Source organism: Variovorax sp. DAIF25 (genome assembly GCF_050711835.1).
GTDB lineage: Bacteria > Pseudomonadota > Gammaproteobacteria > Burkholderiales > Burkholderiaceae_C > Variovorax.
Genome location: NZ_CP136637.1, coordinates 1,676,299 through 1,697,193 on the forward strand (window position 1 = coordinate 1,676,299; position 20,895 = coordinate 1,697,193).

Here is a 20,895-nt window from a genome sequence, read left to right on the forward strand (position 1 = left end):
GCCATGAACCGGATTCTTCCTCTTCGTCCCGCGGCCGTGCCACCGGCACCTGCCGTGCCCGCACCCGCACCCGCAACCGCATCGCGGCGCCCGGTCTCGCGCAGCTTCTGGCAGCAGGTGGCGCGCCGGCTCGCGCGCGATCCGCTCACGCTGACCTGCCTGGCCGTGCTGCTGCTGGTGGTCGCGCTGGCCCTCTTCGCGCCGTGGATCGCACCGCACGACCCCTTCGCCACCAGCATGACGCGGCGGCTACTGCCGCCCGGCGACGCCAGCCACTGGCTCGGCACCGACGAGCTCGGCCGCGACCTGCTCTCGCGCCTGCTGCACGGCGGGCGCAACTCGCTGTTCATGGGCTTCATGCCCGTGCTGTTCGCCACGGCGATCGGTGCCACGCTCGGCATCGTCGCGGGCTACGCGGGCGGTGCGCTCAACATGGCGATCATGCGCGTGGTCGACGTGTTCTACGCCTTCCCCTCGGTGCTGCTGGCGGTCGCGATCTCGGGCGTGCTCGGCGCGGGCATGCTCAACAGCCTGGTGTCGCTCACGCTGATCTTCGTGCCGCCGATCGCGCGCGTGGCCGAGAGCGTGACGACCCAGGTGCGCTCGCAGGACTACGTGGACGCGGCGCGCGCCACCGGCGCCTCGGCGCTGCGCATCGTGCTCGGCCATGTGCTGAGCAACGTGCTCGGGCCGATCCTGATCTATGCCTCGAGCCTGGTCAGCGTGTCGATCGTGATCGCCTCCGGCCTGAGCTTCCTGGGCCTGGGCGTGGTGCCGCCCGAGGCCGAGTGGGGGCTGATGCTCAACACGCTGCGCCAGTCGATCTACGTCGCGCCGCTCAACGCGATCCTGCCGGGCGTGATGATCTTCCTGACCTCGATCTGTTCCAACCTCATCAGCGACGGCCTTCGCGCGGCCATGGACGTGCACGCATGAACTCTTTCCCGCACCCTACCCCCGTGCCGACCGATGCGCCACCCGAAGTGCTACCCGAGGCCGCGCCGCGCCCGGTCATCCTGCGCGTCGCGGGGCTGCGCAAGCATTTCCCGCTCAAGTCCGGCCTGCTCGGCCGCGTCACGGCCCACGTCAAGGCGGTGGACGGCATCGGCTTCGAGGTCCTCGACGGCGAGACGCTCGGCATCGTCGGCGAGTCGGGCTGCGGCAAGTCCACTTCGGCACGACTGCTGATGCGCCTGATCGAGCCCGACGAGGGCGTGGTAGAGGTCGACGGCCACGTGGCCGGCCACGCCACCAGCGCGGCCACGCGCGCGATGCGCAAGAAGATGCAGATGGTGTTCCAGGACAGCCACGCCTCGCTGAACCCGCGGCTGACCATCGAGGATTCGGTGATGTTCGGCCTCAAGGCCGCCGGTACGCCCACCGCCATGGCGCGCGAACGCGCGCGCGAGACGCTCGGGCTGGTCGGCCTCGCGCCCGACCTGTTCGCGCAGCGCTATCCGCACGAACTCTCGGGCGGCCAGCGCCAGCGCGTGAACATCGCGCGCGCGCTCGCCCTGGGCCCGCGCGTGCTGATCCTCGACGAGGCCGTCTCGGCGCTCGACAAGTCGGTGGAGGCGCAGGTGCTCAACCTGCTGCAGGACCTCCAGCGCCGGCTGCGCCTGACCTATCTCTTCATCTCGCACGACCTCAACGTGGTGCGCCACGTCAGCGACCGCGTGATGGTGATGTACCTCGGCAAGGTGATCGAGGTGGCGCCGGCCGAGCGGCTCTACGAGGCGCCACTGCATCCGTACACCCAGGGCCTGCTGGCCTCGCGCCTCTCGATGGACCCGCGCAGGCGCATCGAGAAGGCGCCGCTCGCGGGCGATCCGCCGAACCCGGTCGACCCGCCCTCCGGCTGCCGCTTCCGCACCCGCTGCGCGATCGCCGAGCCCGTGTGCGCGGCGGCCGAACCGCCGCTTGCCAGCGCCGAGGCGGGCCACGTCGTCGCCTGCCACGCCTGCACCGCAGGCTCGGGCCACAGCCTCGCCAACCCTTCGAATCCGAATCGACCGTGAGCAGGACCATGCCCTCCCACTCCTCTCCCCTCCCCTCCGCGCCCGCACCCTCGGCCGATGCGCCGCTGGTCCAGGTGCGCGACCTCACGGTTCGCTTCGTCTCGCGCGATCTCGACATCCCGGTGGTCGGCGGCGTCAGCTTCGACGTGCACCGCGGCCAGGTGCTCTGCCTGCTCGGCGAATCGGGTTCGGGCAAGAGCGTGACCCTGCGCGCGCTGATGCGGCTGTTCCCGTCGACCGCGCGCATCGGCGGCGAGATCCTCATCGACGGCATCCGCATCCTCGACCTGCCGGCCTCGCGACTGCGCAGCGTGCGCGGCGGGATGGTGTCGATGGTGTTCCAGGAACCGATGACGGCCTTCGACCCGGTGTTCCGGATCGGGCGCCAGATCGCCGAGACCGTGGCCTGCCACGACGGCGTCTCGGTGAAGGACGGCCATCGGCGCGCGCTGGAGCTGTTCGAGCTGGTGCAGATCCCGTCCGCGCAGCGGCGCCTCGAGGCCTACCCGCACGAGCTGTCGGGCGGGCTGCGCCAGCGCGCCATGATCGCGCTGGCGCTGGCCTGCCGTCCTCGCCTCCTGCTGGCGGACGAACCGACCACCGCGCTCGACGCCACGGTGCAGATCCAGATCCTGCTGCTGCTGCGCCAGCTGCAGCAGGAGCTCGGCATGGCCACCATCTTCGTCACCCACGACCTCGGCGTGGCCTGCGAAGTCGCCGACCGCATCGCCGTGATGTATGCAGGGCGCTTCGTCGAATCGGGCCCGGTGGCCGAGGTGATGGATGCGCCGCGCCATCCCTACACCCAGGGCCTGCTGCGCGCGACGGTGCATGGCGGCACCGGTGGCCGCCCGCTCGATTCGATTCCCGGCTCGGTGCCCGACCTCAACGACCTGCCGCCGGGCTGCGCCTTCGCGCCGCGCTGCGCCCGGGTGCAGCCGCGCTGCGCGATGGGCGTGCCGCCGAACCTCGAGGTGGGACGCGCGCACCTCGCGCGCTGCGTGCGGCTCGCGGCCTGAGGCGGCGCGAGGCGCCCCCATTCGCCTTGGCCTGGCGTTCGGTCTCGGTTCGGTCGGCGACGCTCTCGCCGTGCGCATGCGTGCAAAGCACGACGGGCCGCGGTGGTGAATGCCTTACAGACGTGCTACAACTTCGGTCATGAAATCATGCATCTTGCATGTCGCTCGCGTGGAGCCGGAACTGCATGCTGGGCTCGAAGCGGTCCCGGGTGCGGACGAAACCATCAGCACCGTCGTGGCTGATACGGTGCGTCCAGCCGTCGACTTCCGCCGCGCCCCGACGGGGTTCTACGCGCGTGGGGAGGCCGCCTGGCAGGAATATCTACGAACTGGTGTTTCGCATCCTGTGGACGAAGTGCTTGATCGCATGCAGGCACGCATTGACGCGAGACGCCGCCAGTTGTAATCCCGCGATACCTGCCCGGGCCTGCTCCGTCAGGGACCTCCGCAGAGGCAGAAGTGACAGGTGCGCTACTTTTCATCGCAGTAGATTGGCTTGCCGATCAAGCTGTTGTGATGAGAAGACTCATCGAAATGGAAGAGCTGGGTGATTTGGGACCTTGATGACGATCCTTTGCTTTTTCAGCTTGCACCAAGCGGCGCTGTCTGTGTGACCCAAGCCGACGCGATGGTGATCCGAAGTCTCGCGCTCTTGATCGAGCCGGAACTTGTCCCAGGGGACATCCGCAACTTCGTCGGGTAGCTCAGGCGCGCGAGACCGTAGAGCTTGTTGCTTCGTGCGCCCCCGGGAGCCGAAGGCTGTCAGGCTCAAGACAAGCCAGTGCGCCGGTTCTGGCTGGCGATCCGCCATCGCACGCTCGGTGCGCAAACACCTCAGATGCCGTTTCGCCTTACTTAAAGTTGGTGATGCCGTCGCGCACGGTCTACGCAACACTGCCTTCGCAGGCGCCAGGGTCATCCTGGGCCGAGCCACATTTGCGAAGGAAGAGAACATGACAATATCGATGAGGAAGGCGGGGCCGCTGTCGTATCTGGCGATGGCCGTGTTGTTGGTCATGGCCGGCTGCGGCGGTGGAGGGGGCGGGGCTGGAGGCTTTCCTTGGCCGACGGGCGGATCGACAGGGGAACCGCCGGCGCCGGCGCCGAACCCTTCCACCGGAACGACGCTGAGCGGCGTGGCAGCGACCGGAGCAGCCTTCGCCGGCGCGCAGATCACCGTCACCGATGCCAGCGGCACCATGGTCTGCTCGGCGCAGACCGATACCGGCGGCGCCTACACCTGCCCGCTGCCAGCGACGGCCAAGGCACCGCTGGTGATTCGCGCGCTGCGCGACGACCAGGTGCTCTACAGCGCAGCGTTCCAGAGTTCGGGCATCGCCAATGTCACGCCGCTCACGAACATCGTGGTCACCCGGTTGTCTCCCGCGGGCAACCCTGCCCAGCTCGCGGGCGTGCTGTCGAGCCGCCCCGAGATCATCACGGCCGACAGCATCTCGCAGCAGGTTGCGCAACTCAAGGCGGCCTTGCAGCCTGTGCTGGACAGTCTGGGCTTGGCCATCGGTCACCCGTTGTTTGACGCACTGGTGGCCGACGGCACAGGGCAGGACAGGCTGCTCGATGTGTTGAGCGTGAGCGTCCGACCCGAGGGCGGGGCAGCCAACATCGAGATCACGGTGAAGACGGCCGACGGCACGCCTGTCTCCGTCCAATTCCGAAGCAGCGACGGCAGCATTCCGCCGATCGGTGCGGGCGTGCAGGTCGCGGCTGTACCGCCTCCCGCACTGGTGGCGGACCTGCTCCGGCGATTCACCGATTGCTACGCCCTGCCGCTGACGCAGCGCGTCAGCACGGCGTCCAACGATGACACGGACGCGGTCGGCGGTCCGTCCGCAGTCGCGGCACCGGCATGTCGGCAACTCTTCCTCGACGACGATCCATCCACCTTCTACAGCAATGGCACGAACGTGGGTCGTTCGTCCTCGAACGCGGGTGCGTACGCCAGCCTGTTTCGCGCGAGCGCGAAAGGACTTCGCTGGGAGCAGGGTAGCGTGGAATTCTTCCGCGCCAACGGAGACATGGTGCTGAGCTACCGCACGAGGGACCCTCAAGGGAACACTGCCTTCGATCTACTGGGCGCACGCCGTGTCGGCAACACGCTCAAGCTGGTCGGCAACGGCAACGCGTACCGGGCCACGGTACAGCCCTACGCGCAGCTTCGCGAGTTCCTGAACACGCCGGCATTTAACAACTACGGTACGGGATACGACATCTCGATCCCGAATCTGACCGATGGCGAAGGCCAGCCCATCTTCGCCAAGGCAGTGGTCACGACGCCGTGGGGCACGCCGTTGACCTTCTTGCCGAGCGCAGGCTACTCGACACTGCGGTTCGCTCGGGCCGACGGCATCATCACCGGAAGCTCCGTCTACAGGCTGCGTGGCGAGTATCAGAACGCGGCAACGCCCGGCAATCCCGCAGCGAAAGAGACATCGCTCACCTATGCGCAACCGCAACTCGATGACGCACAAATCCGCGCGATCACCGACCAGGGCATCTGGACGGTGGAGTTCCATCACGCCGATACGACGAAGCCGAACGTCATCCAGACCGCACGGACACTCTCGCGCACGCTGACAATGGCCGAGTTGCGGCAACAGCCATTGGCACAGCTGTCAGACGGATTGAGGGACTTCCTGACAACGAGCTCGGCAAGCGGCGGCTACCTGCTTGTTGCCAACCCGATCTGGGTCAACTTCAGTTCGCCGCCTGGCGACAAGGACGGCTGGTCGGTACCCGCCGGTGCGCCCGCGCCGACCCAACTGAATGTCTTCGGCACGGCGCCTTTTGGCAGCACCACGCCGGGTACCAGCGGCGCGGGCTTCAACGACTCCGCCACTTTTCCGAGCAGCGCCCGCAGAGCCGTTGTGTACTGCTCACGACAGACCTCTACCGACAGGCACTGCGACACCACCGATCCCACCATGTATGCGAGGAACACAACCTTCAACTCCTTCCTGCTGCAGGCGACGAACCAGAAGCAGGCGGAATTCAGCGCGGCCATCGCGCTGTACAAGCTGCAGTAGTCGCGTGCCGAATTTGAGTTCCCCGTAGCTGCTGCATACTCAATTTGAGTGATGTGGCCGCACGGTGAATGCTCAACACTCCCGGCAAGAAAGAGTCCTCCCCCTCCTTGCCAGCATTCCCTAAGGCTGGGGCCGCACGGAGGGGGCAGGCCGGCCCTGGATGGACGAATCGATCTCCCAGGCGCATCATCGCTTGCCGGAGGAGAAGTCCCATGCGACAAGATGTCGACTTGATGCGTGCACTGGAGGCCGTTCGAGCCATCACCGATGTCCAGGTATCTTGGCGTGATGTCCTATCGACCGCGAACAGACTGGTGGAGAGCGATGCCGCGGTGATGATCGTTTATGACGGAGACGGCCTCGTCGACATGCAGAATTTCGGCGCGGACCTTGGTGCCATGCGCGACTACGCGGACCACTTTCACGCGCAGGACGTCATGACCCTGCCAGGGGTTGTGCGCGATCCCGGGACCTGGCTGGACACGCAAAAACTAATTCCGGAGCCGCTTCGGCAGCGCAACGCCTATTACGTGGACTTCATGTCCAGGCATCGGATGCGGCAGCTCTATTCCTACATGGTCGAGAACGGGCCGGGACGGCGCGTGAGTCTGGGTTTCCAGCGGGAGATCGCATCCGACACGCTGAGCGAGAGACTTCGAGGAGCGAGGATCTGCAGATTTTCCAAAGCCTTGCAGGACGCCATGGCGTTGCGCAGGGCGCGCGCCTTCTCCTGGCTGAGCGTCAGTGACGTGGCCTTCGATGCGCTGGATGAGGCAAGCTGTCTCGTGCACCGTAATGGTCTGCTCGTACATGCTTCGCCCAGGGCGCGAGCCTTGCTCGATGAGCGCAGGGGTCTGCTGCAGCGCAAAGGGCGTCTTGCCGCCACGGATGCGCGCCTGCAGGCCACGCTGGACGGTTGCTTGGCCGCGGCGTGTGCCGATGGCGTCGTTCGAACCATGGCCTTTCCCATGGCGGCGGGCGCGGGCGTGCTGAGCATCGACGTGACGAAGGCAAATCCCATCCTGCGGCTGGCGGCGGAGCCGCTGCTCTTCGTTCGAATGCGCCAAGAAGAGGAGCCGCTGCTCGCGAGCCCGGAGGCACTCGCCGGTGCACTGAGCGTCACAGGCGCCGAGGCTGCAGTGCTTCACGCGCTGGCAAGCGGTATGAAGGCCGCTGACTACGCGGCGCGCCGGGGAATTTCGATCCACACGGTACGCAAGCAGATCGCGATGCTGATGGGAAAGCTCGACTGCAAGCGGCAGGTGGAACTTGTCAGGATGGCGATGAATGTGCGCGGCAGTTCATAGGGGACCGCGCAACGATGGCCGCCTCGGGTCACATCACTCCGTCGGTCGCGTAGCCTCGCCAGTTTGTTGAACACGCCCTGAACCGCCGCGGTCGATGCACTCAATCGGTGACCGCCTTGCCCATCTCCTCGACCACCTTCTTCGCGTCGCCGAACACCATCATGGTCTTGTCCATGTAGAACAGCTCGTTGTCCAGGCCCGCGTAGCCCGCGGCCATGGAGCGCTTGTTCACGATCACCGTCTTGGCCTTGTAGGCCTCCAGGATCGGCATGCCGTAGATCGGGCTGCCCTTGGTGTGCGCGGCCGGGTTCACCACGTCGTTGGCGCCCAGGATGATCGCCACGTCGGCCTGGCCGAACTCGCCGTTGATGTCCTCCATCTCGAACACCTGGTCGTACGGCACCTCGGCCTCGGCCAGCAGCACGTTCATGTGCCCCGGCATGCGCCCGGCCACCGGATGGATCGCGTACTTCACCGTGATGCCCTTCTCGGTGAGCTTGGCCGCGAGCTCCTTGACCGCATGCTGCGCACGCGCCACCGCCAGGCCGTAGCCCGGCACGATCACCACCGTCTCGGCATTGCCCAGCACGAAGGCCGCGTCGTCGGCGCTGCCGCTCTTGACCGGGCGCTGCTCCTTCGCGCCACCCGTGGCCGCCGCAGCGTCGCCGCCGAAGCCGCCCAGGATCACGTTGAAGAACGAGCGGTTCATCGCCTTGCACATGATGTAGCTCAGGATCGCGCCCGAGCTGCCCACCAGGCTGCCCGCCACGATCAGCATCGCGTTGTTCAGGCTGAAGCCGATGCCCGCGGCCGCCCAGCCCGAGTAGCTGTTGAGCATCGACACCACCACCGGCATGTCCGCACCGCCGATCGGGATGATGATCAGCACGCCCATCACGAAGGCCAGCGCGAGCATCGCGAAGAAGGCGGTCCAGTTCTCGGTCGCCATGAACACCAGGCCCAGGCCCACGGTCGCCAGGCCCAGCACGAGGTTGAGCATGTGCTGGCCCGCGAACTGCACCGGCGCGCCCTGGAACAGGCGGAACTTGTACTTGCCCGAGAGCTTGCCGAAGGCGATCACCGAGCCGCTGAAGGTGATGGCGCCGATGGCCGCGCCCAGGAACAGCTCCAGGCGGTTGCCCGCGGGGATCGGATCGCCCTTGAGCGCGATGTTGAAGGCATGCGGCTCGGCCACGGCGGCCACCGCGATGAACACGGCCGCGAGACCGATCATGCTGTGCATGAAGGCCACGAGCTCGGGCATCTTGGTCATCTCGACCTTGTTGGCCATGTAGGCCCCGAGGCCGCCGCCCACGACCAGCGCGACCAGCACGTAGGCCAGGCCCTCGAGGTTGCCGCTGGCGAGCTTGTAGATCAGCGCGCCGGTGGTCAGCACGGCGATCGCCATGCCGGTCATGCCGAAGACGTTGCCGCGGATCGAGGTGGTGGGATGGCTCAGGCCCTTGAGCGCCTGGATGAAGCAGATGCTGGCCAGCAGGTACAGCAGGGTGACGAGGTTCATGCTCACTTGGAAGCTCCCTCGGCGGCTGCGGCAGCGGGTGCCTTCTTTTCCTTCTTCTTGAACATCTCCAGCATGCGCCGCGTGACCAGGAAGCCGCCGAAGACGTTGACCGCCGCCAGCGCGACGGCCAGCACGCCCATGGTCTTGCCCAGGCCGGTCTCGGTGAGCGCGGCGGCCAGCATGGCGCCCACGATGACGATCGCCGAGATGGCGTTGGTCACGGCCATCAGCGGCGTGTGCAGCGCGGGCGTGACGGTCCACACCACGTGGTAGCCCACGTAGATGGCCAGCACGAAGATGATGAGGTTGATGACGGTGTGAGAGACGATGTCCATGGTTTCTTCTCCTCGCGTGTTCGGCGTGTTCGCTTACTTCTTCGTGACCTGGCCGTCCTGCGAGACGCGGCAGGCGGCGACGATGTCGTCCTCGAGGTCGATCTTCAGCGTGCCCTCCTTGGTCAGCACGAGCTTGAGGAAGTCGAGCACGTTGCGCGCGTACAGCGCCGACGCGTCGGCAGCCACCAGCGCGGCGAGGTTCGTCTCGCCGACGATGGTCACGCCGTGCTTGACGACGGTCTTGTCGGCTTCGGACAGCGGGCAGTTGCCGCCTACGCCACCATCTGGATTGACCGGACCCTTGCCCGCGGCGATGTCGACGATGACCGAACCCGGCTTCATCGACTTGACCATGTCCTCGGTGATGAGGGTCGGTGCGGCACGCCCCGGGATCAGCGCGGTGCTGATGACGACGTCGGCCAGCGCCACGCGCTTGGCGACCTCGGCCTGCTGGCGCGTGAGCCAGCTCGCGGGCATGGGACGCGCATAGCCGCCCACGCCCTCGGCCGCGTCCTTCTCTTCCTGGGTCTCGTAGGGCACGTCGATGAACTTGCCGCCCAGCGATTCGATCTGTTCCTTGACGCTGGGGCGAACGTCCGAGGCCTCGATGACCGCACCCAGGCGCTTGGCCGTGGCGATGGCCTGCAGGCCCGCGACGCCCACGCCGAGGATCACGACGCGCGCGGCCTTCACGGTGCCGGCGGCGGTCATCAGCATCGGGAAGAAGCGCTGGTACTTGTCGGCGGCGATCATCACGGCCTTGTAGCCGGCGATGTTGGCCTGGGAGCTGAGCACGTCCATGCTCTGGGCACGGGTGGTGCGAGGGGCGGCCTCGAGCGCGAAGCCGGTGAGGCCGGCCGCGGCCACGCGTTGCAGGCCGGCGGCATCGAAGGGGTTGAGCATGCCCACGAGCACGCTGCCGGACTTGGCGAGCGCGCATTCGGCGTCGCTCGGCGCGCGCACCTTGAGCACGATCTCGGCGCCGAAGGCACCGGCCTGGTCGGTGATCTCGGCACCGGCCGCTTGATAGGCCGCGTCGGTCACGCTGGCCGCCACGCCCGCGCCGCTCTGCACACGCACCGTGTGCCCCAACGCCACCAGTTTCTTCGCCGTCTCCGGGGTCACGGCCACTCGGGTTTCGCCTGTCGTTGTCTCGGCAGGCACGCCTATCTTCATCGGAACCTCTCTGCGCCGGGTGTGTCGGCAAACTCCTGGGGACGGGCCTCGCCCAGCGACGGATAGGACGCACTCGTGCCCCCCGCACGAAAACGCGCGTCGACCGGCAGCGGCAGCGCCGCGATCTCGGCGCCATCGGCGTTGCGCACGTGGCGCTCGAACAGGCCGCGCGCGCGAAAGTGCGGATGAGCCACCGCCTCCTCGAGCGTCGCGACCAGCGCCACGCAGACGTCGCGGCCTTCGAAACGCTGCAGCCATTCGTCGGCCGTGCGCTGCGCGATCGCGTGCGCCACCGCATCGCGCGTGGCCTGCGGATCGAGCGCGGGATCCTCGAGCTGCGGCGCCTCGATGATCTCGAGGAAGGCGTGCCAGAACTTGTCCTCGAGCGGTGCCACCGCGAGATGGCGGCCGTCGCGCGTCGCATAGACCTGGTAGCGCGGCGTGCCACCCGTGACCAGGCCGCGCCCGGCCCGCGGCCATCGGCCGGTGGCCTGTCCCTCGGCCAGGCCCCAGTACATCAGCGTGAACAGGTTGTCGGCCATCGCCACGTCGAGGTGGCAGCCGGTGCCGGTGGCGTCGCGCTGCCGCAGCGCCAGCAGGATGTTCATCACCGCCGGATAGCAGCCGCCCGCGATGTCGGCCACCAGCGCCTGCGGCAGGGGCGGCGTGCCGTCCGCGCCCGCCGAGAGGCCCAGCATGCCGCTTTGCGCGAGGTAGTTGAGGTCGTGCGCCGCCACCTCGGCAAGCGGCCCGTGCTGGCCATAGCCGGTGATCGAGCAATAGACCAGCCGCGGATTGACGCGCGCGAGCGCCGCGGGATCGAGACCCAGGCGCCGCATCACGCCCGGGCGGAACTGCTCGACCAGCACGTCGGCCGTCGCCACGAGTTCGAGGAAGGCGGTGCGATCGTCGGGCTGCTTGAGGTCGAGCGCGAGTGAGCGCTTGCCGCGGTTGAGCAGCGCGAAGTTCGCGCTGTCGCCGCCGAAGCGCGGTTCGTACGAGCGCATCTCGTCGCCGCGCCCGGGCCGCTCGATCTTGATGACCTCGGCACCGGCATCGGCCAGCAGCAGCGTGCACAGCGGCCCCGGCAGCAGGGTGCTGAGGTCGAGCACGCGGATGCCCTCGAGCGGCGGCATCATGCGGCGGCGCGCTGCGCGGCGACCTGTGCGCGGCGCGCGGGCACATACGCGGCTTGGCCGAGCGCCGCATGCAGCGCCTGCGTCACCTCGAAGTGCGCCGCGAGGCCGGTGCGCTCGAGCAGCGCGATCGGTCCCTCGGGATACCCGAGGCCGAGCCGCAAGGTCTTGTCGAGATCGTCCGCGCTCGCCAGGCCCTCGTCGAGCCGGCGCAGCGCCGCGTTGAGGTAGGGGCGCAGCAGCCGGTCGACGATGCGGCCCGGGAAGTCGGCGCACACGGCCACCGCCAACCCCGCGGCGCGGAAGGTCTCGAAAGCGGCCACGAGCGCCTCGGCCCGCGTGCCCGGCTGACGCACCACCTCGACCAGGTTCGAGGGCGCCGCGTCGCCGAGCCGGAAGCGCGCGAACCCCACGAGGTTGGAGCCTTCGAGCCCGCGCGATTCGCCGCCGTGCACGCCCAGGCATTCGCTGCCGAGCTCGACCGCGACGAAGGGACAGGCGTCGAGCGAGTGTGCTTGCCGGGCCCCGTGCAGCGCAGCGCCGGCCTGCGCGCCGAGGAACACGCGCGCTTCGCCCTGCGGGGTGGCGGCCTCGAGGAAGGCATGGGGCGCGGGAAAGGAGCGGCTGTCACCGCCATGGACGATGCGATAGGAAGTGGTTGTCATGGCTCAGGCTCCGTGAAGCGCGTTGTCGGCATAGGCATGGAATCCGCGGCCCGACTTCTTGCCCAGGCGGCCGGCGGCGATCATGCGGCGCACGAGCGGCGGACAGGCCGCGCGCTCCTCGTGCGTAAGGCCGTGCATGGCCTCGCACAGCAGGCGCTGGGTGTCCAGGCCGATCAGGTCGAGCAGCTCGAGCGGGCCCATCGGATAGCCGAGCGCGGCCTTGACCGCGGTGTCGATGTCCTCGGCGCTCGCCACGCCCTGCTCCACCAGGCGGATGGCATCGTTGTTGAACGGGATCAGGAAGTAGTTGAGGATGAAACCCGGCGAGTCCTGCGTGCGCACCGGCTTCTGTCCGAGCGCCTCGCAGAAGGCCCAGGCACGCTCGAAGGTGGCCTCGCTGGTGTTCAGGCCCGGCGACATCTCCACCAGCTTCATCAATTGCGCGGGCAGGCAGAAATGCATGCCGACGAAACGGTCGGAGCGGCCGCTGCCGCCGGCGATTTCGGTGATCGAGATGGTGGAGGTGTTCGAGGCGAAGATCGCATGCGGCGCGCAGACCGCGTGCAGCTGCTCGAAGATCCGGTGCTTGGCGCCGAGGTCCTCGAATACCGCCTCGATCACGAGGTCGCAGTCGGCAAGGTCTGTGAGCTCCGTGGTGCCCTGCCAGCCCTCGAGGATGCGCCCGGGCGCGTCGGGCGGCAACTTGCCCTTCTTCACCGAACGCTCCAGGAAGACCCGCGTCTGTTCGCGGGCGCGGTCCAGCGCGTCCTGCCGCAGGTCGAACACGCGGGTCCTGAAGCCCGCCCGGGCGCACACGATGGCGATGCCGGCACCCATCGTGCCGCATCCCACCACGCCCACTGTCTTGATCTCGCTCATCGTTGGTCCTTGGGTTGATCGCGTTGCGCCGTGCATTCGCCTAGCGCTCGAGGAAGCTGCGGCCGATGAGCTGGCGGTGGACCTGGTTGGTCCCCTCCCAGATCTGCGTGATCTTGGCGTCGCGCATCAGCCGCTCGACGCGGTAGTCTTTGCAGTAGCCGTAGCCGCCGAGCAGTTGCACCGCATCGGTCGAGGCTTTCATCGCGAGGTCGGTCGCGCGCAGCTTGAGCACCGAGGCCTCGATGCCGAAGTCGCGTTCGCCCGCGTCCACGCGCTGCGCCAGCGACCACAGCCACGACTCCACCAGCGCGATCTCGGCCGCGAGGTCGGCGACCATGAACTGCACGCCCTGGAATTCGAGGATGCGCCGGCCCGACTGGCGCCTCTGGCTGATGTAGGCCACCGCGTCCTCGAAGGCCGCGCGCGCGATGCCCAGCGCATGCGCGGCGACGCTCGGGCGCGACTTGTTGAGCGAGGCGAACAGGATCTTCAGCCCGTCGCCGGGCTCGCCCAGCAGGTTGGCGCGCGGCACGCGGCAGCCGTCGAAAGCCAGCGTGGCGGTGCTCGACGCGCGCGTGCCCATCTTGTCCTCGAGCCGGACCACCGACAGCCCCGGCGTGTCCTTCTCGAGCACCAGCACCGAGATCGCGGCCTTGGCATCGGCGATGCCGGCCCACTTGCCGAACACCAGGTAGAGGTCGGCGACATCGCCGTTGGTGATGAAACTCTTGCCGCCGTCGATGACGATCTGGCCGTTCTCCTCGCGGAAGGTGGTGCGCATGCCGGTGGCGTCGGAGCCGGCGCCGGGCTCGGTGATCGCGAGTGCGCCCAGCCCGCCTTCGGCGATGCGCGGCAGCAGGCGCTGCTTCTGTTCCTCGGTGCCCCAGTCGATCAGCGGCTTCATGGCGTGGTAGTTGGTGGCCCACACGATGCCGGTGGAAGCGCAGGCCTTGCTGATCTCGCGCACGCAAGCCAGGTAGCAGAGGTAGGACAGCGGCGCGCCGCCGTATTCGGCCGGCACGAACATCGCGTTGAGCCCGAGCCGGTTGATGTCGCGCATGTTCTCTGCCGGGAACTCGCCCGTGCGGTCGAGGTGTTCGGCGCGCGGCGCGATCGCCTCGCGCGCGAGTTGCTGCACGCTGTCGAGCAGCATGCGCTCGTCGTCGGCCAGCGCGATGCCGGCATCCAGTCGTTGGAGAAGGTTCATGTCAGTGCGCGATGCCCTGGGCACCGTCGAGGTAGATGGTTTCGCCGCTGAGGAAGCCGCCCGGCTGCGCGTAGAGCGCGGCGACGAAGCGGCCGACGTCCTCGGCCGTGCCGGGCTCGCCGGACGGGATGCGCTTCTGCAGGTAGGCGCGCAGCGGGCCCGAAGCGAGCATCCCGGCGTTGAGATCGGTCTGGATGTAGCCGGGCGCGACGTCGATCACGCGGATGCCCGCCGCTGCCCACTCGACCGCGAGGCAGCGGGTGATCGCGCCCACCGCGGCCTTCGAGGCGCAGTAGGCGACGTTGCGCTTCACGCCGAGCTTGTCGAAGAAGGAGCCGATGTTGACGATCAGCCCGCCGCCCGCCTCGACCAGGTGGGGATGGACCGCCTGCGCGGCCAGCAGCGTGGCGGTGGCGTTGGTGTCCATCACGGCATGCCATTGATCGAGCGGTGTTTGCGCCGCCGGCGACTCGAGGTGCACGCCGGCGTTGTTGACCAGCCCGGCGATGCGATGGCCGCGCCCCGCGATCTCGCGGCAGGCCTCGGCCATCGCGCCAGCCTGCGCCACGTCGGCGCGCACGCCGAACATGCGCGCAGCGCTGGCGGTACTGGCCTCGGGCAGCGCACCCGAGCGCGAGACGCAGGCCACGGCGTGCCCCGCCTCGGCCATCGCGCGCGCGATGGCGGCGCCGATGCCGCGGCTCGCGCCCGTGACCACGATGCATTGCTTGGTGTCGTTCATCATCGATCCTGGAAAACGGGCGAACGCTTCTCGACGAAGGCACGCATGCCCTCTTCGGCGTCCGCGGTGCGGTAGGCCAGCGTCGACAGGTCGGCCTCGATGCGCAAACCCTCGGCCAGCGGCGTCTCGGCCCCACGCAGCACGGCGTCGCGCGCGAACTGCAGCGCGCGCAGGCCGAAGCCGCTGAAGCTGCGCGCGAACGCGATGGCGGCGTCGATGCCCTCCTCGCGCGCGACGACGCGCTGCACCAGGCCGATGGACAAGGCTTCGTCCGCGCCCACGCTGCGCCCGCTCATCACGAGCTCCAGCGCACGCCCCACGCCCACGAGCCGCGGCAGCCGTTGCGTACCGCCATAGCCGGGAATCAATCCCAGCTTGATCTCGGGCAGCGCGAACTTCGCATGCGGCTGCGCGAGCCGGAAAGTGCAGGCCAGCGCGAGCTCCATGCCGCCGCCGAAGGCATAGCCGTTGACCAGCGCGATCGAGGGAATGGCCAGACGGTCGAGGCGCGCGAACACGGCCTGGCCGAGTTCGGCGCCCTCGCGTTGCGCCGCGAGATCGCGCCCGCGCAGTTCCTGCACGTCGGCGCCGGCGCAAAAAGCCTTGTCGCCCGCGCCGGTCACGATCAGCGCGCGTGCGCCCGAAGTCTCGGCGCGCGTGATCGCATCGCCCAGGTCGCGGATCAGCTCGAAGGACAGCGCATTGAGCGCGGCCGGCCGGTCGATGCGCAGCACCGCGAACTCGGCCTCGCGATCGAGCGCGATCATCGCGTGCCCCCGGCCACGAAGCGCACGGGCTGCGGCACGACGCTGCCGGCCCTGGCCCAGGCGGCCAGCTCGCGCTTGAGGATCTTGCCGCTCGCCGTGAGCGGAAACGCGGGCAGCACGAGGTAGTACTCGGGCATGTCGAACTTCGACAGGCCTTGCGCATCGAGGTGCGCGAGCATCTCCTGCGCGCTCGGCGGCTCGCCCGCGCAGACCAGCGCGAGGCAGACCTTCTCGCCCAGTCGCTCGTCGGCGACGCCGAAGGCCGCGGCCTTGTTCACCGCCGCATGGCGGTAGGCCAGGTCCTCGATGCGTGCCGGGTGGATGTTGTGGCCGCCACGGATGATCAGGTCCTTCTTGCGGCCCACGATGCGCAGGTTGCCCGCCGCGTCGAGCTGGCCGAGGTCGCCGCTCATGAACCAGCCGTGAGCGTTGAACGAGCGCTCGGTCGCGTCCTGGTCGCCGAAGTAGCCGAGCATCAGCACGCCGCCGCGCCCGGCGATCTCGCCGACCTCTCCGGGCTGCGCCTCGAGGTCGGGGTCCTGCTGCGACCACAGCCGTACCTCGTAGCCCAGGCAGGCCGGCCCGCAGGTCTCGGTGACCACCTTCACGCCATCGGCCGGGCGCGTGTACTGGTGCGAGCCGCTCTCGGTCATGCCGTAGACGTTCTGCGGCTGGATGCCGAGCTTGAGGAAGCGCCGCGCGGCCTCCTCGGGAATGGGCGCGCCCGCCATGTAGAAGATGCGCACGCGGCCCAGGTGCTTCATGCCGCGCCGGTCCATGTCGTCGAGCAGGTCGATCGCATGCGTCGGCACGCCCATCACGTAGGTGGCGCCCGACTCCACGATCCAGTCGAGCCGAGACAGCCCCGCGGCCGGGTCATGCAACACCAGCTCGCAGCCGCTGACCAGGCATTGCTCGATCGCCACGGTGCCGATGTGATGTGACAGCGGGCTCAGGCTCAGCAGCACCGTCGACTCGTCGTGGCCCCAGTCGGCCACCATGGCGCGGCCGTTCGCGAGCAGCGTGTTGTCGCTGTGCATGACGGCCTTGGGCAGGCCGGTGGTGCCGCTAGTGAAGGCGAGATAGACGACCTTGTCGGGGTTGGTGTGCGGCGCGCGGCCCCAGCGGCTGCGTTCTCGCTCGCGCGGGCGCGCGGGGAAGGCATGGGCCGGCGGTATCTGCGGCACTGGCGGCGCGCCGGCCTCCGGCGGTGCCACGCACCAGGCGCGACGCAGGCTGGGCAGCGCCGTGACGCGCGCGAGCACGTCGTGCCGCGCCGCGTCGGCGCCGTATCCCGCCTGCGTGAAGAAGGCCGCGCAGCCGATGCGTTCCAGCAAGCCGACGACCTCGTCGAGCGTGTAGTTCTGGTGCAGCGAGGGATTGCACACATAGCCGTTGCGCGAGCAGGCCAGAAAAACCACCACGGCCTCGACGCGGCTGGGCATCCACACCGAGACGCGGTCGCCGGCGCGCAGGCCCGCGCGGTCGAGTTCGTCGGCGAGCACGTCGACCCACTCTTGCAGCGCCTTCCAGCTCAGGCGGTGGAGCAGGTCGCGCACGGCGAGCGCGGCGCCGCGCAGCTCGGCATGCCGCCGCAGCAGGCCGTAGAGGGTGTCGGACTGCCACACGCCCGACAGGTAGTGGCCGCGTGCCGTCTCGGGGTCGTGCAGCGTGAGGATCTGGGTCACGTTGGGCTCCACGCGCGGGTCAGTGGCCGAACTTGGAGCCATCGGGCTTGCGCCGCGCGGCGAAGGCGTCGGCCAGCTCGGCATGCTCGTCGGTGTTGAGGTAGCCGCGCAGCAGCAGGTCGTGCGCCATGCGCGAGAGGCCGCCGACGCCGCCGTGGCGCGCATTGAAGGCGGCCTTGATCGAGGCCAGCGCGAAGGCGCCGCGCTCGGCGATCTCGAGCGCGAACTCGCGCGTGGCCTGCTGCAGCATGTCGTCGGGCACCACGCGGTTGATCAGGCCCATGGCCTGCGCCTCGGCAGCCGGGATCTTCGGGTTGCTGTACCAGATCTCCTTGGCGCGCTTCTTCCCGACCAGGTCCTCGAGGTACCAGGTGCCATAGCCCGCATCGAAGCTGCCGACCATCGGGCCGACCTGGCGAAACACCGCGCCGGCCTTGGCGATGGTGACATCGCACACCATCTGCAGCACGTTGCCGCCGCCCACGGCCAGGCCGTTGACCGAGGCGATCACGGGCTTCTGCAGGCGGTCGATGCTCTCGTACATCTCGAGCGTGGGCAGCACGCCCGCATAGAGCAGCGTGTCCTCCATGCCGTCCTTGCGGCCGCCGAGGCAGAAGAAACGGTCGCCCGCGCCGGTGATCACCAGCACGCGGGTGCGCGTCTCGCGCCGGACCTGGTTGATGCAGTCGCGGATCTCGTGGCACATGCGCTCGGTGAACATGTTCCCGTCGTGCGGGCGATTGAGCGTGAGCGTGCCGACGGGGCCGTCCTCCGCGTAGGTGATTTCTTCAAAGGCCATTGATCTGTCTCCGATGGGTTGCGTGCGCTGTCTCCGCAATCGCCGTGCCACAAGCGAGGCATGCGCGCCGCGAGAGGCCGGAGGGCGGCGTTCTCCCCGGAGAAGACGGCGGCTTCACCGAGACACAGGGTCTCGAATCACCTGCGACGCGTGCGCTTCGTTGCGCGCCACTGCATTCAGGCCGGACAGATCGCCGCTCGCCTGTCTTCGCCACCGACAGTGCGCGCGCCGCGGCGCGTGGTGCCGTCACTGGCGTCGATGCGGCGAAGCCCGCGTGGCATGGAGCTTGCCCCCGACAGGCCTCGACGGCCTCGCGCCTCGTCGCAACGGCCTTCAGCTCCGCACCATCAACCAGGAAATCCGAGACATGAAAAGAACCCTTCGCGCCCACCTTCCCTTCCTCGCCGTGCTGGCCGCGCCTTGCGGCGGCGCGTTCGCGCAGTCCAGCGTCACCGTCTTCGGCGTGATCGACGCCACGCTCAGCGGCTACAGCAGCCGCTCCGATGCGCGCTCGCCGACGCTCGCTGCGTTGGCGCTGCGGCCCGATCGTGTCGGCGTGAGCCGCACAGAGCTGCGCAACTCGGGCTACAACGGCAGCCGCATCGGCTTTCGCGGCACCGAGGACCTGGGCGGCGGTCTGGCCGCGGGCTTCTGGCTCGAGGCGCCGGTGACCAACGATGACGGGCAGCAGGGCATCGCCTCCTTCGCGCGGCGCGCGACCGTGAGCCTGTCGGGTGCCTTCGGCGAAGTGCGCATCGGCCGCGACTACACCACCACCTTCTGGAACGACTCGGCCTTCGACCCCTTCGGCGTCAACGGCGTGGGCACGACCCTGATCTACACCGCGAACATCTTCGAGCCCTCGGGCGCCGCGGGTGGCTTCGGCGCCAACGCGAACTACACGCGCATCGGCAACTCGATCTCGTACTTCCTGCCACCGACGCTGGGCGGCGTCTACGGCCAGTTCCAGTACGCCTTCCACGAGCGCGACAAGTTCTCGCCGGGCGGCACCACGCCGCCGGGCCTGGGCGCCAACGGCACGGTCAATCCGGGCGCGGTGACGTCGGTGCGCGCGGGCAGCTACGTGGCCGGACGGCTCGGCTATGCCTCGGGGCCGCTCGATGTGGCGATCTCGGCCGCTTCCTTCGTCACGGGCGACAGCTACTACGCGGGCACCACGGACCAGGTGCGCAACCTCAATGCGGGTGCGTCGTACGACTTCGGGCCGGTGAAGCTCTTCGCCGAGTACTCGCGTTCCACATCGGTACGCTCGCATGAAGACTTCACGCCACTCGCGGCGCGGCGCGCCGATGTCGAGGTCCAGGGCTACTCGCTCGGCCTGACCGCGCCGATCGGGCCCGGGCTGATCCGCGCGGGCTACTCGGCGGTGAAATACGACCTCGGCACGGCCCCCGGTCTCGCACAGCCGCAGCCGCGTGCCCACAAGATCGCGCTGGGCTATGTGCACAACCTGTCGAAGCGCACGGCGCTCTATGCGACCGTCGCGCAGGTCAACAACCGCAACGGCGCGGCCCTGGTCGTGAACGGACCGGCCTTCATCAACAACGCGAACTACCAGCCGCGGTCCTCGCGCGGCTACGACTTCGGCATCCGGCACGCGTTCTGACGAAGCGCGACATTCGCCCTCACTCGAGCAGGCTGGCGATCACGCCCGGGTGCGCACGCTCGAAGCGCCGCGCCATCGGCGCCAGCCGCTCTCGCCAGGCCGCCGTGTCGGTGATCGTGCGCAGCACGAGGCCGCGCGCGGCCAGGTCGGCGAGCACGCGTTCGTCGTCCTGTCGCAACGCATTCCATTGCGCGTTCACCGCCTCGTCGGCGGCGCCTTGCAGCCACGCGCGGACTTCGGACCGACCCGGCGTTTGGGCCCGGCCGACCAACCAGTAGGTCAGCAGGCTCATCTCCTCGACGCGCCAGGCGACCGGCGCCTGCTGCGCCGCGACGGTGAGCCAGACGCCGGGCGAGGACATCAGGCCATCGATCTCGCCGGAACGCAGCGCCGCGCCGACGCGGTGGATTGGCATCGGCACCGGCTCGCCATTCAGCGCCTGCACCAGCTCGCCGAGATGGCCGGGCCCAGTCACGCGCAGTCGCAGCGACTGCAGGTCGGCCTCGCGCGCGCCGCGCGCATCGGGCGGCGTGCGGAACACCATCAGCTGCTCGGCACCACGCATCACCGCATGCAGCGCGAGGCCCTGCGGCGCCAGCACGCGGTTGAACACCGCCATCGCGCGCGCGAGCGCACCGGACCGCGCCATCGCGCTGTCGGTGAGAACGAAGGGCAAGGTGGCCGCGCCGAGCGCGGGCGCGAGCTGCTCCATGTAGGCCACGCTGACCCAGGCCAGGTCGGCCTCGCCCTCGCGCACGCGCTGCAGGCCCGCGGCCTCGGCATGGCGCGGGTCGGACTCGAGGCGGATGCGCGCGTTGCCTTCACCGAGCTGCGCGAAGCGGCGCGCGAAGGCCTCGAAGTACGGCGCGCGCGGATGCGCGAGCGGGAAGTCGGTCACCGCCTTGAGTTCTATTTCGCTGTGCATGTCCCGTTGCCTCGGTTGCGTCGCCGGCACCCTCGTGTT

The 20,895-nt window shown here is 68.9% G+C and carries 18 protein-coding genes; 6 read left to right on the forward strand and 12 right to left on the reverse strand.

The window, feature by feature from the left end:
• Positions 1–3 precede the first annotated feature (3 nt).
• The 5 genes from R0232_RS42050 to R0232_RS42070 all read left to right on the forward strand — a co-directional run bounded on the left by R0232_RS42050 (position 4) and on the right by R0232_RS42070 (position 7,388).
• A complete protein-coding gene (locus R0232_RS42050) occupies positions 4–936 on the forward strand; it encodes an ABC transporter permease (protein WP_431513301.1) in 933 nt (310 codons plus the stop codon).
• Complete coding sequence (locus R0232_RS42055) at positions 933–2,018, forward strand: ABC transporter ATP-binding protein (RefSeq protein WP_431513302.1); 1,086 nt, start codon at positions 933–935, stop codon at positions 2,016–2,018. Before R0232_RS42050 ends, R0232_RS42055 begins: the two co-directional genes overlap by 4 nt.
• 8 nt (positions 2,019–2,026) lie before the next feature.
• On the forward strand, positions 2,027–3,037 hold the full coding sequence (locus R0232_RS42060; protein ID WP_431513303.1) for an ABC transporter ATP-binding protein: 1,011 nt from the start codon (positions 2,027–2,029) through the stop codon (positions 3,035–3,037).
• A gap of 953 nt (positions 3,038–3,990) precedes the next feature.
• Positions 3,991–6,081, forward strand: a complete 2,091-nt coding sequence (locus R0232_RS42065) for a carboxypeptidase regulatory-like domain-containing protein (protein WP_431513304.1) — start codon at positions 3,991–3,993, stop codon at positions 6,079–6,081.
• Positions 6,082–6,293: 212 nt separating this feature from the next.
• On the forward strand, positions 6,294–7,388 hold the full coding sequence (locus R0232_RS42070) for a helix-turn-helix transcriptional regulator (protein ID WP_208507256.1): 1,095 nt from the start codon (positions 6,294–6,296) through the stop codon (positions 7,386–7,388).
• 100 nt (positions 7,389–7,488) lie between these two features.
• On the opposite strand, the gene R0232_RS42075 is transcribed toward R0232_RS42070, so the two are convergent.
• The 11 genes from R0232_RS42075 to R0232_RS42125 are packed head-to-tail and all read right to left on the reverse strand — an operon-like array spanning position 7,489 to position 18,304.
• Positions 7,489–8,916: an NAD(P)(+) transhydrogenase (Re/Si-specific) subunit beta gene (locus R0232_RS42075; RefSeq protein WP_431513305.1), complete on the reverse strand. Its 1,428-nt coding sequence runs from the start codon at positions 8,914–8,916 to the stop codon at positions 7,489–7,491.
• The gene (locus tag R0232_RS42080; RefSeq protein WP_296793494.1) at positions 8,913–9,245 is read right to left on the reverse strand and encodes an NAD(P) transhydrogenase subunit alpha; all 333 of its coding nucleotides are present in this window, start codon (positions 9,243–9,245) and stop codon (positions 8,913–8,915) included. Before R0232_RS42080 ends, R0232_RS42075 begins: the two co-directional genes overlap by 4 nt.
• 33 nt (positions 9,246–9,278) lie before the next feature.
• Entirely contained in the window at positions 9,279–10,421 is a 1,143-nt protein-coding gene (locus tag R0232_RS42085) for a Re/Si-specific NAD(P)(+) transhydrogenase subunit alpha (protein ID WP_431513306.1), read from the reverse strand.
• Entirely contained in the window at positions 10,418–11,560 is a 1,143-nt protein-coding gene (locus R0232_RS42090; protein WP_431513307.1) for a CaiB/BaiF CoA transferase family protein, read from the reverse strand. The genes R0232_RS42085 and R0232_RS42090 overlap by 4 nt, the downstream gene beginning before the upstream one ends.
• Positions 11,557–12,222, reverse strand: a complete 666-nt coding sequence (locus tag R0232_RS42095; protein WP_431513308.1) for a 3-hydroxyacyl-CoA dehydrogenase family protein — start codon at positions 12,220–12,222, stop codon at positions 11,557–11,559. The genes R0232_RS42090 and R0232_RS42095 overlap by 4 nt, the downstream gene beginning before the upstream one ends.
• Positions 12,223–12,225: 3 nt before the next feature.
• Positions 12,226–13,101, reverse strand: coding sequence for a 3-hydroxyacyl-CoA dehydrogenase family protein (locus tag R0232_RS42100; protein WP_208510844.1), 876 nt, complete (start codon positions 13,099–13,101; stop codon positions 12,226–12,228).
• Positions 13,102–13,141: 40 nt separating this feature from the next.
• Positions 13,142–14,308 (reverse strand): acyl-CoA dehydrogenase family protein, encoded by a 1,167-nt coding sequence (locus tag R0232_RS42105; protein WP_431513309.1) that lies wholly within the window; start codon positions 14,306–14,308, stop codon positions 13,142–13,144.
• Between the two features lies 1 nt (position 14,309).
• Entirely contained in the window at positions 14,310–15,050 is a 741-nt protein-coding gene (locus R0232_RS42110) for an SDR family NAD(P)-dependent oxidoreductase (protein WP_431513310.1), read from the reverse strand.
• Positions 15,050–15,817, reverse strand: a complete 768-nt coding sequence (locus R0232_RS42115) for an enoyl-CoA hydratase/isomerase family protein (RefSeq protein ID WP_431513311.1) — start codon at positions 15,815–15,817, stop codon at positions 15,050–15,052. The genes R0232_RS42110 and R0232_RS42115 overlap by 1 nt, the downstream gene beginning before the upstream one ends.
• Positions 15,814–17,505 carry a class I adenylate-forming enzyme family protein gene (locus R0232_RS42120; RefSeq protein WP_431513312.1) on the reverse strand — a complete coding sequence of 564 codons (1,692 nt, stop codon included), beginning with the start codon at positions 17,503–17,505 and terminating at the stop codon, positions 15,814–15,816. Before R0232_RS42120 ends, R0232_RS42115 begins: the two co-directional genes overlap by 4 nt.
• 19 nt (positions 17,506–17,524) lie before the next feature.
• Positions 17,525–18,304: an enoyl-CoA hydratase-related protein gene (locus tag R0232_RS42125; RefSeq protein ID WP_431513313.1), complete on the reverse strand. Its 780-nt coding sequence runs from the start codon at positions 18,302–18,304 to the stop codon at positions 17,525–17,527.
• Between the two features lie 367 nt (positions 18,305–18,671).
• Here R0232_RS42125 and R0232_RS42130 point away from each other — a divergent pair, with 367 nt between their 5' ends.
• Complete coding sequence (locus R0232_RS42130; protein WP_431513314.1) at positions 18,672–19,931, forward strand: porin; 1,260 nt, start codon at positions 18,672–18,674, stop codon at positions 19,929–19,931.
• A 19-nt stretch (positions 19,932–19,950) separates the two neighbouring features.
• Here the strand turns inward: R0232_RS42130 and R0232_RS42135 are convergent, their stop codons facing one another.
• A complete protein-coding gene (locus tag R0232_RS42135; RefSeq protein ID WP_431513315.1) occupies positions 19,951–20,856 on the reverse strand; it encodes a TRAP transporter substrate-binding protein in 906 nt (301 codons plus the stop codon).
• Positions 20,857–20,895: the final 39 nt, after the last annotated feature.

Coding starts and splice junctions, on each gene's coding strand:
- R0232_RS42095 (WP_431513308.1), bottom strand. CDS start 12,222: ATGACAACCACTTCCTATCGCATCGTCCATGGCGGTGACAGCCGCTCC.
- R0232_RS42105 (WP_431513309.1), bottom strand. CDS start 14,308: ATGAACCTTCTCCAACGACTGGATGCCGGCATCGCGCTGGCCGACGAC.
- R0232_RS42090 (WP_431513307.1), bottom strand. CDS start 11,560: ATGATGCCGCCGCTCGAGGGCATCCGCGTGCTCGACCTCAGCACCCTG.
- R0232_RS42055 (WP_431513302.1), top strand. CDS start 933: ATGAACTCTTTCCCGCACCCTACCCCCGTGCCGACCGATGCGCCACCC.
- R0232_RS42135 (WP_431513315.1), bottom strand. CDS start 20,856: ATGCACAGCGAAATAGAACTCAAGGCGGTGACCGACTTCCCGCTCGCG.
- R0232_RS42050 (WP_431513301.1), top strand. CDS start 4: ATGAACCGGATTCTTCCTCTTCGTCCCGCGGCCGTGCCACCGGCACCT.
- R0232_RS42065 (WP_431513304.1), top strand. CDS start 3,991: ATGACAATATCGATGAGGAAGGCGGGGCCGCTGTCGTATCTGGCGATG.
- R0232_RS42100 (WP_208510844.1), bottom strand. CDS start 13,101: ATGAGCGAGATCAAGACAGTGGGCGTGGTGGGATGCGGCACGATGGGT.
- R0232_RS42060 (WP_431513303.1), top strand. CDS start 2,027: ATGCCCTCCCACTCCTCTCCCCTCCCCTCCGCGCCCGCACCCTCGGCC.
- R0232_RS42115 (WP_431513311.1), bottom strand. CDS start 15,817: ATGATCGCGCTCGATCGCGAGGCCGAGTTCGCGGTGCTGCGCATCGAC.
- R0232_RS42085 (WP_431513306.1), bottom strand. CDS start 10,421: ATGAAGATAGGCGTGCCTGCCGAGACAACGACAGGCGAAACCCGAGTG.
- R0232_RS42125 (WP_431513313.1), bottom strand. CDS start 18,304: ATGGCCTTTGAAGAAATCACCTACGCGGAGGACGGCCCCGTCGGCACG.
- R0232_RS42110 (WP_431513310.1), bottom strand. CDS start 15,050: ATGAACGACACCAAGCAATGCATCGTGGTCACGGGCGCGAGCCGCGGC.
- R0232_RS42130 (WP_431513314.1), top strand. CDS start 18,672: ATGAAAAGAACCCTTCGCGCCCACCTTCCCTTCCTCGCCGTGCTGGCC.
- R0232_RS42080 (WP_296793494.1), bottom strand. CDS start 9,245: ATGGACATCGTCTCTCACACCGTCATCAACCTCATCATCTTCGTGCTG.
- R0232_RS42070 (WP_208507256.1), top strand. CDS start 6,294: ATGCGACAAGATGTCGACTTGATGCGTGCACTGGAGGCCGTTCGAGCC.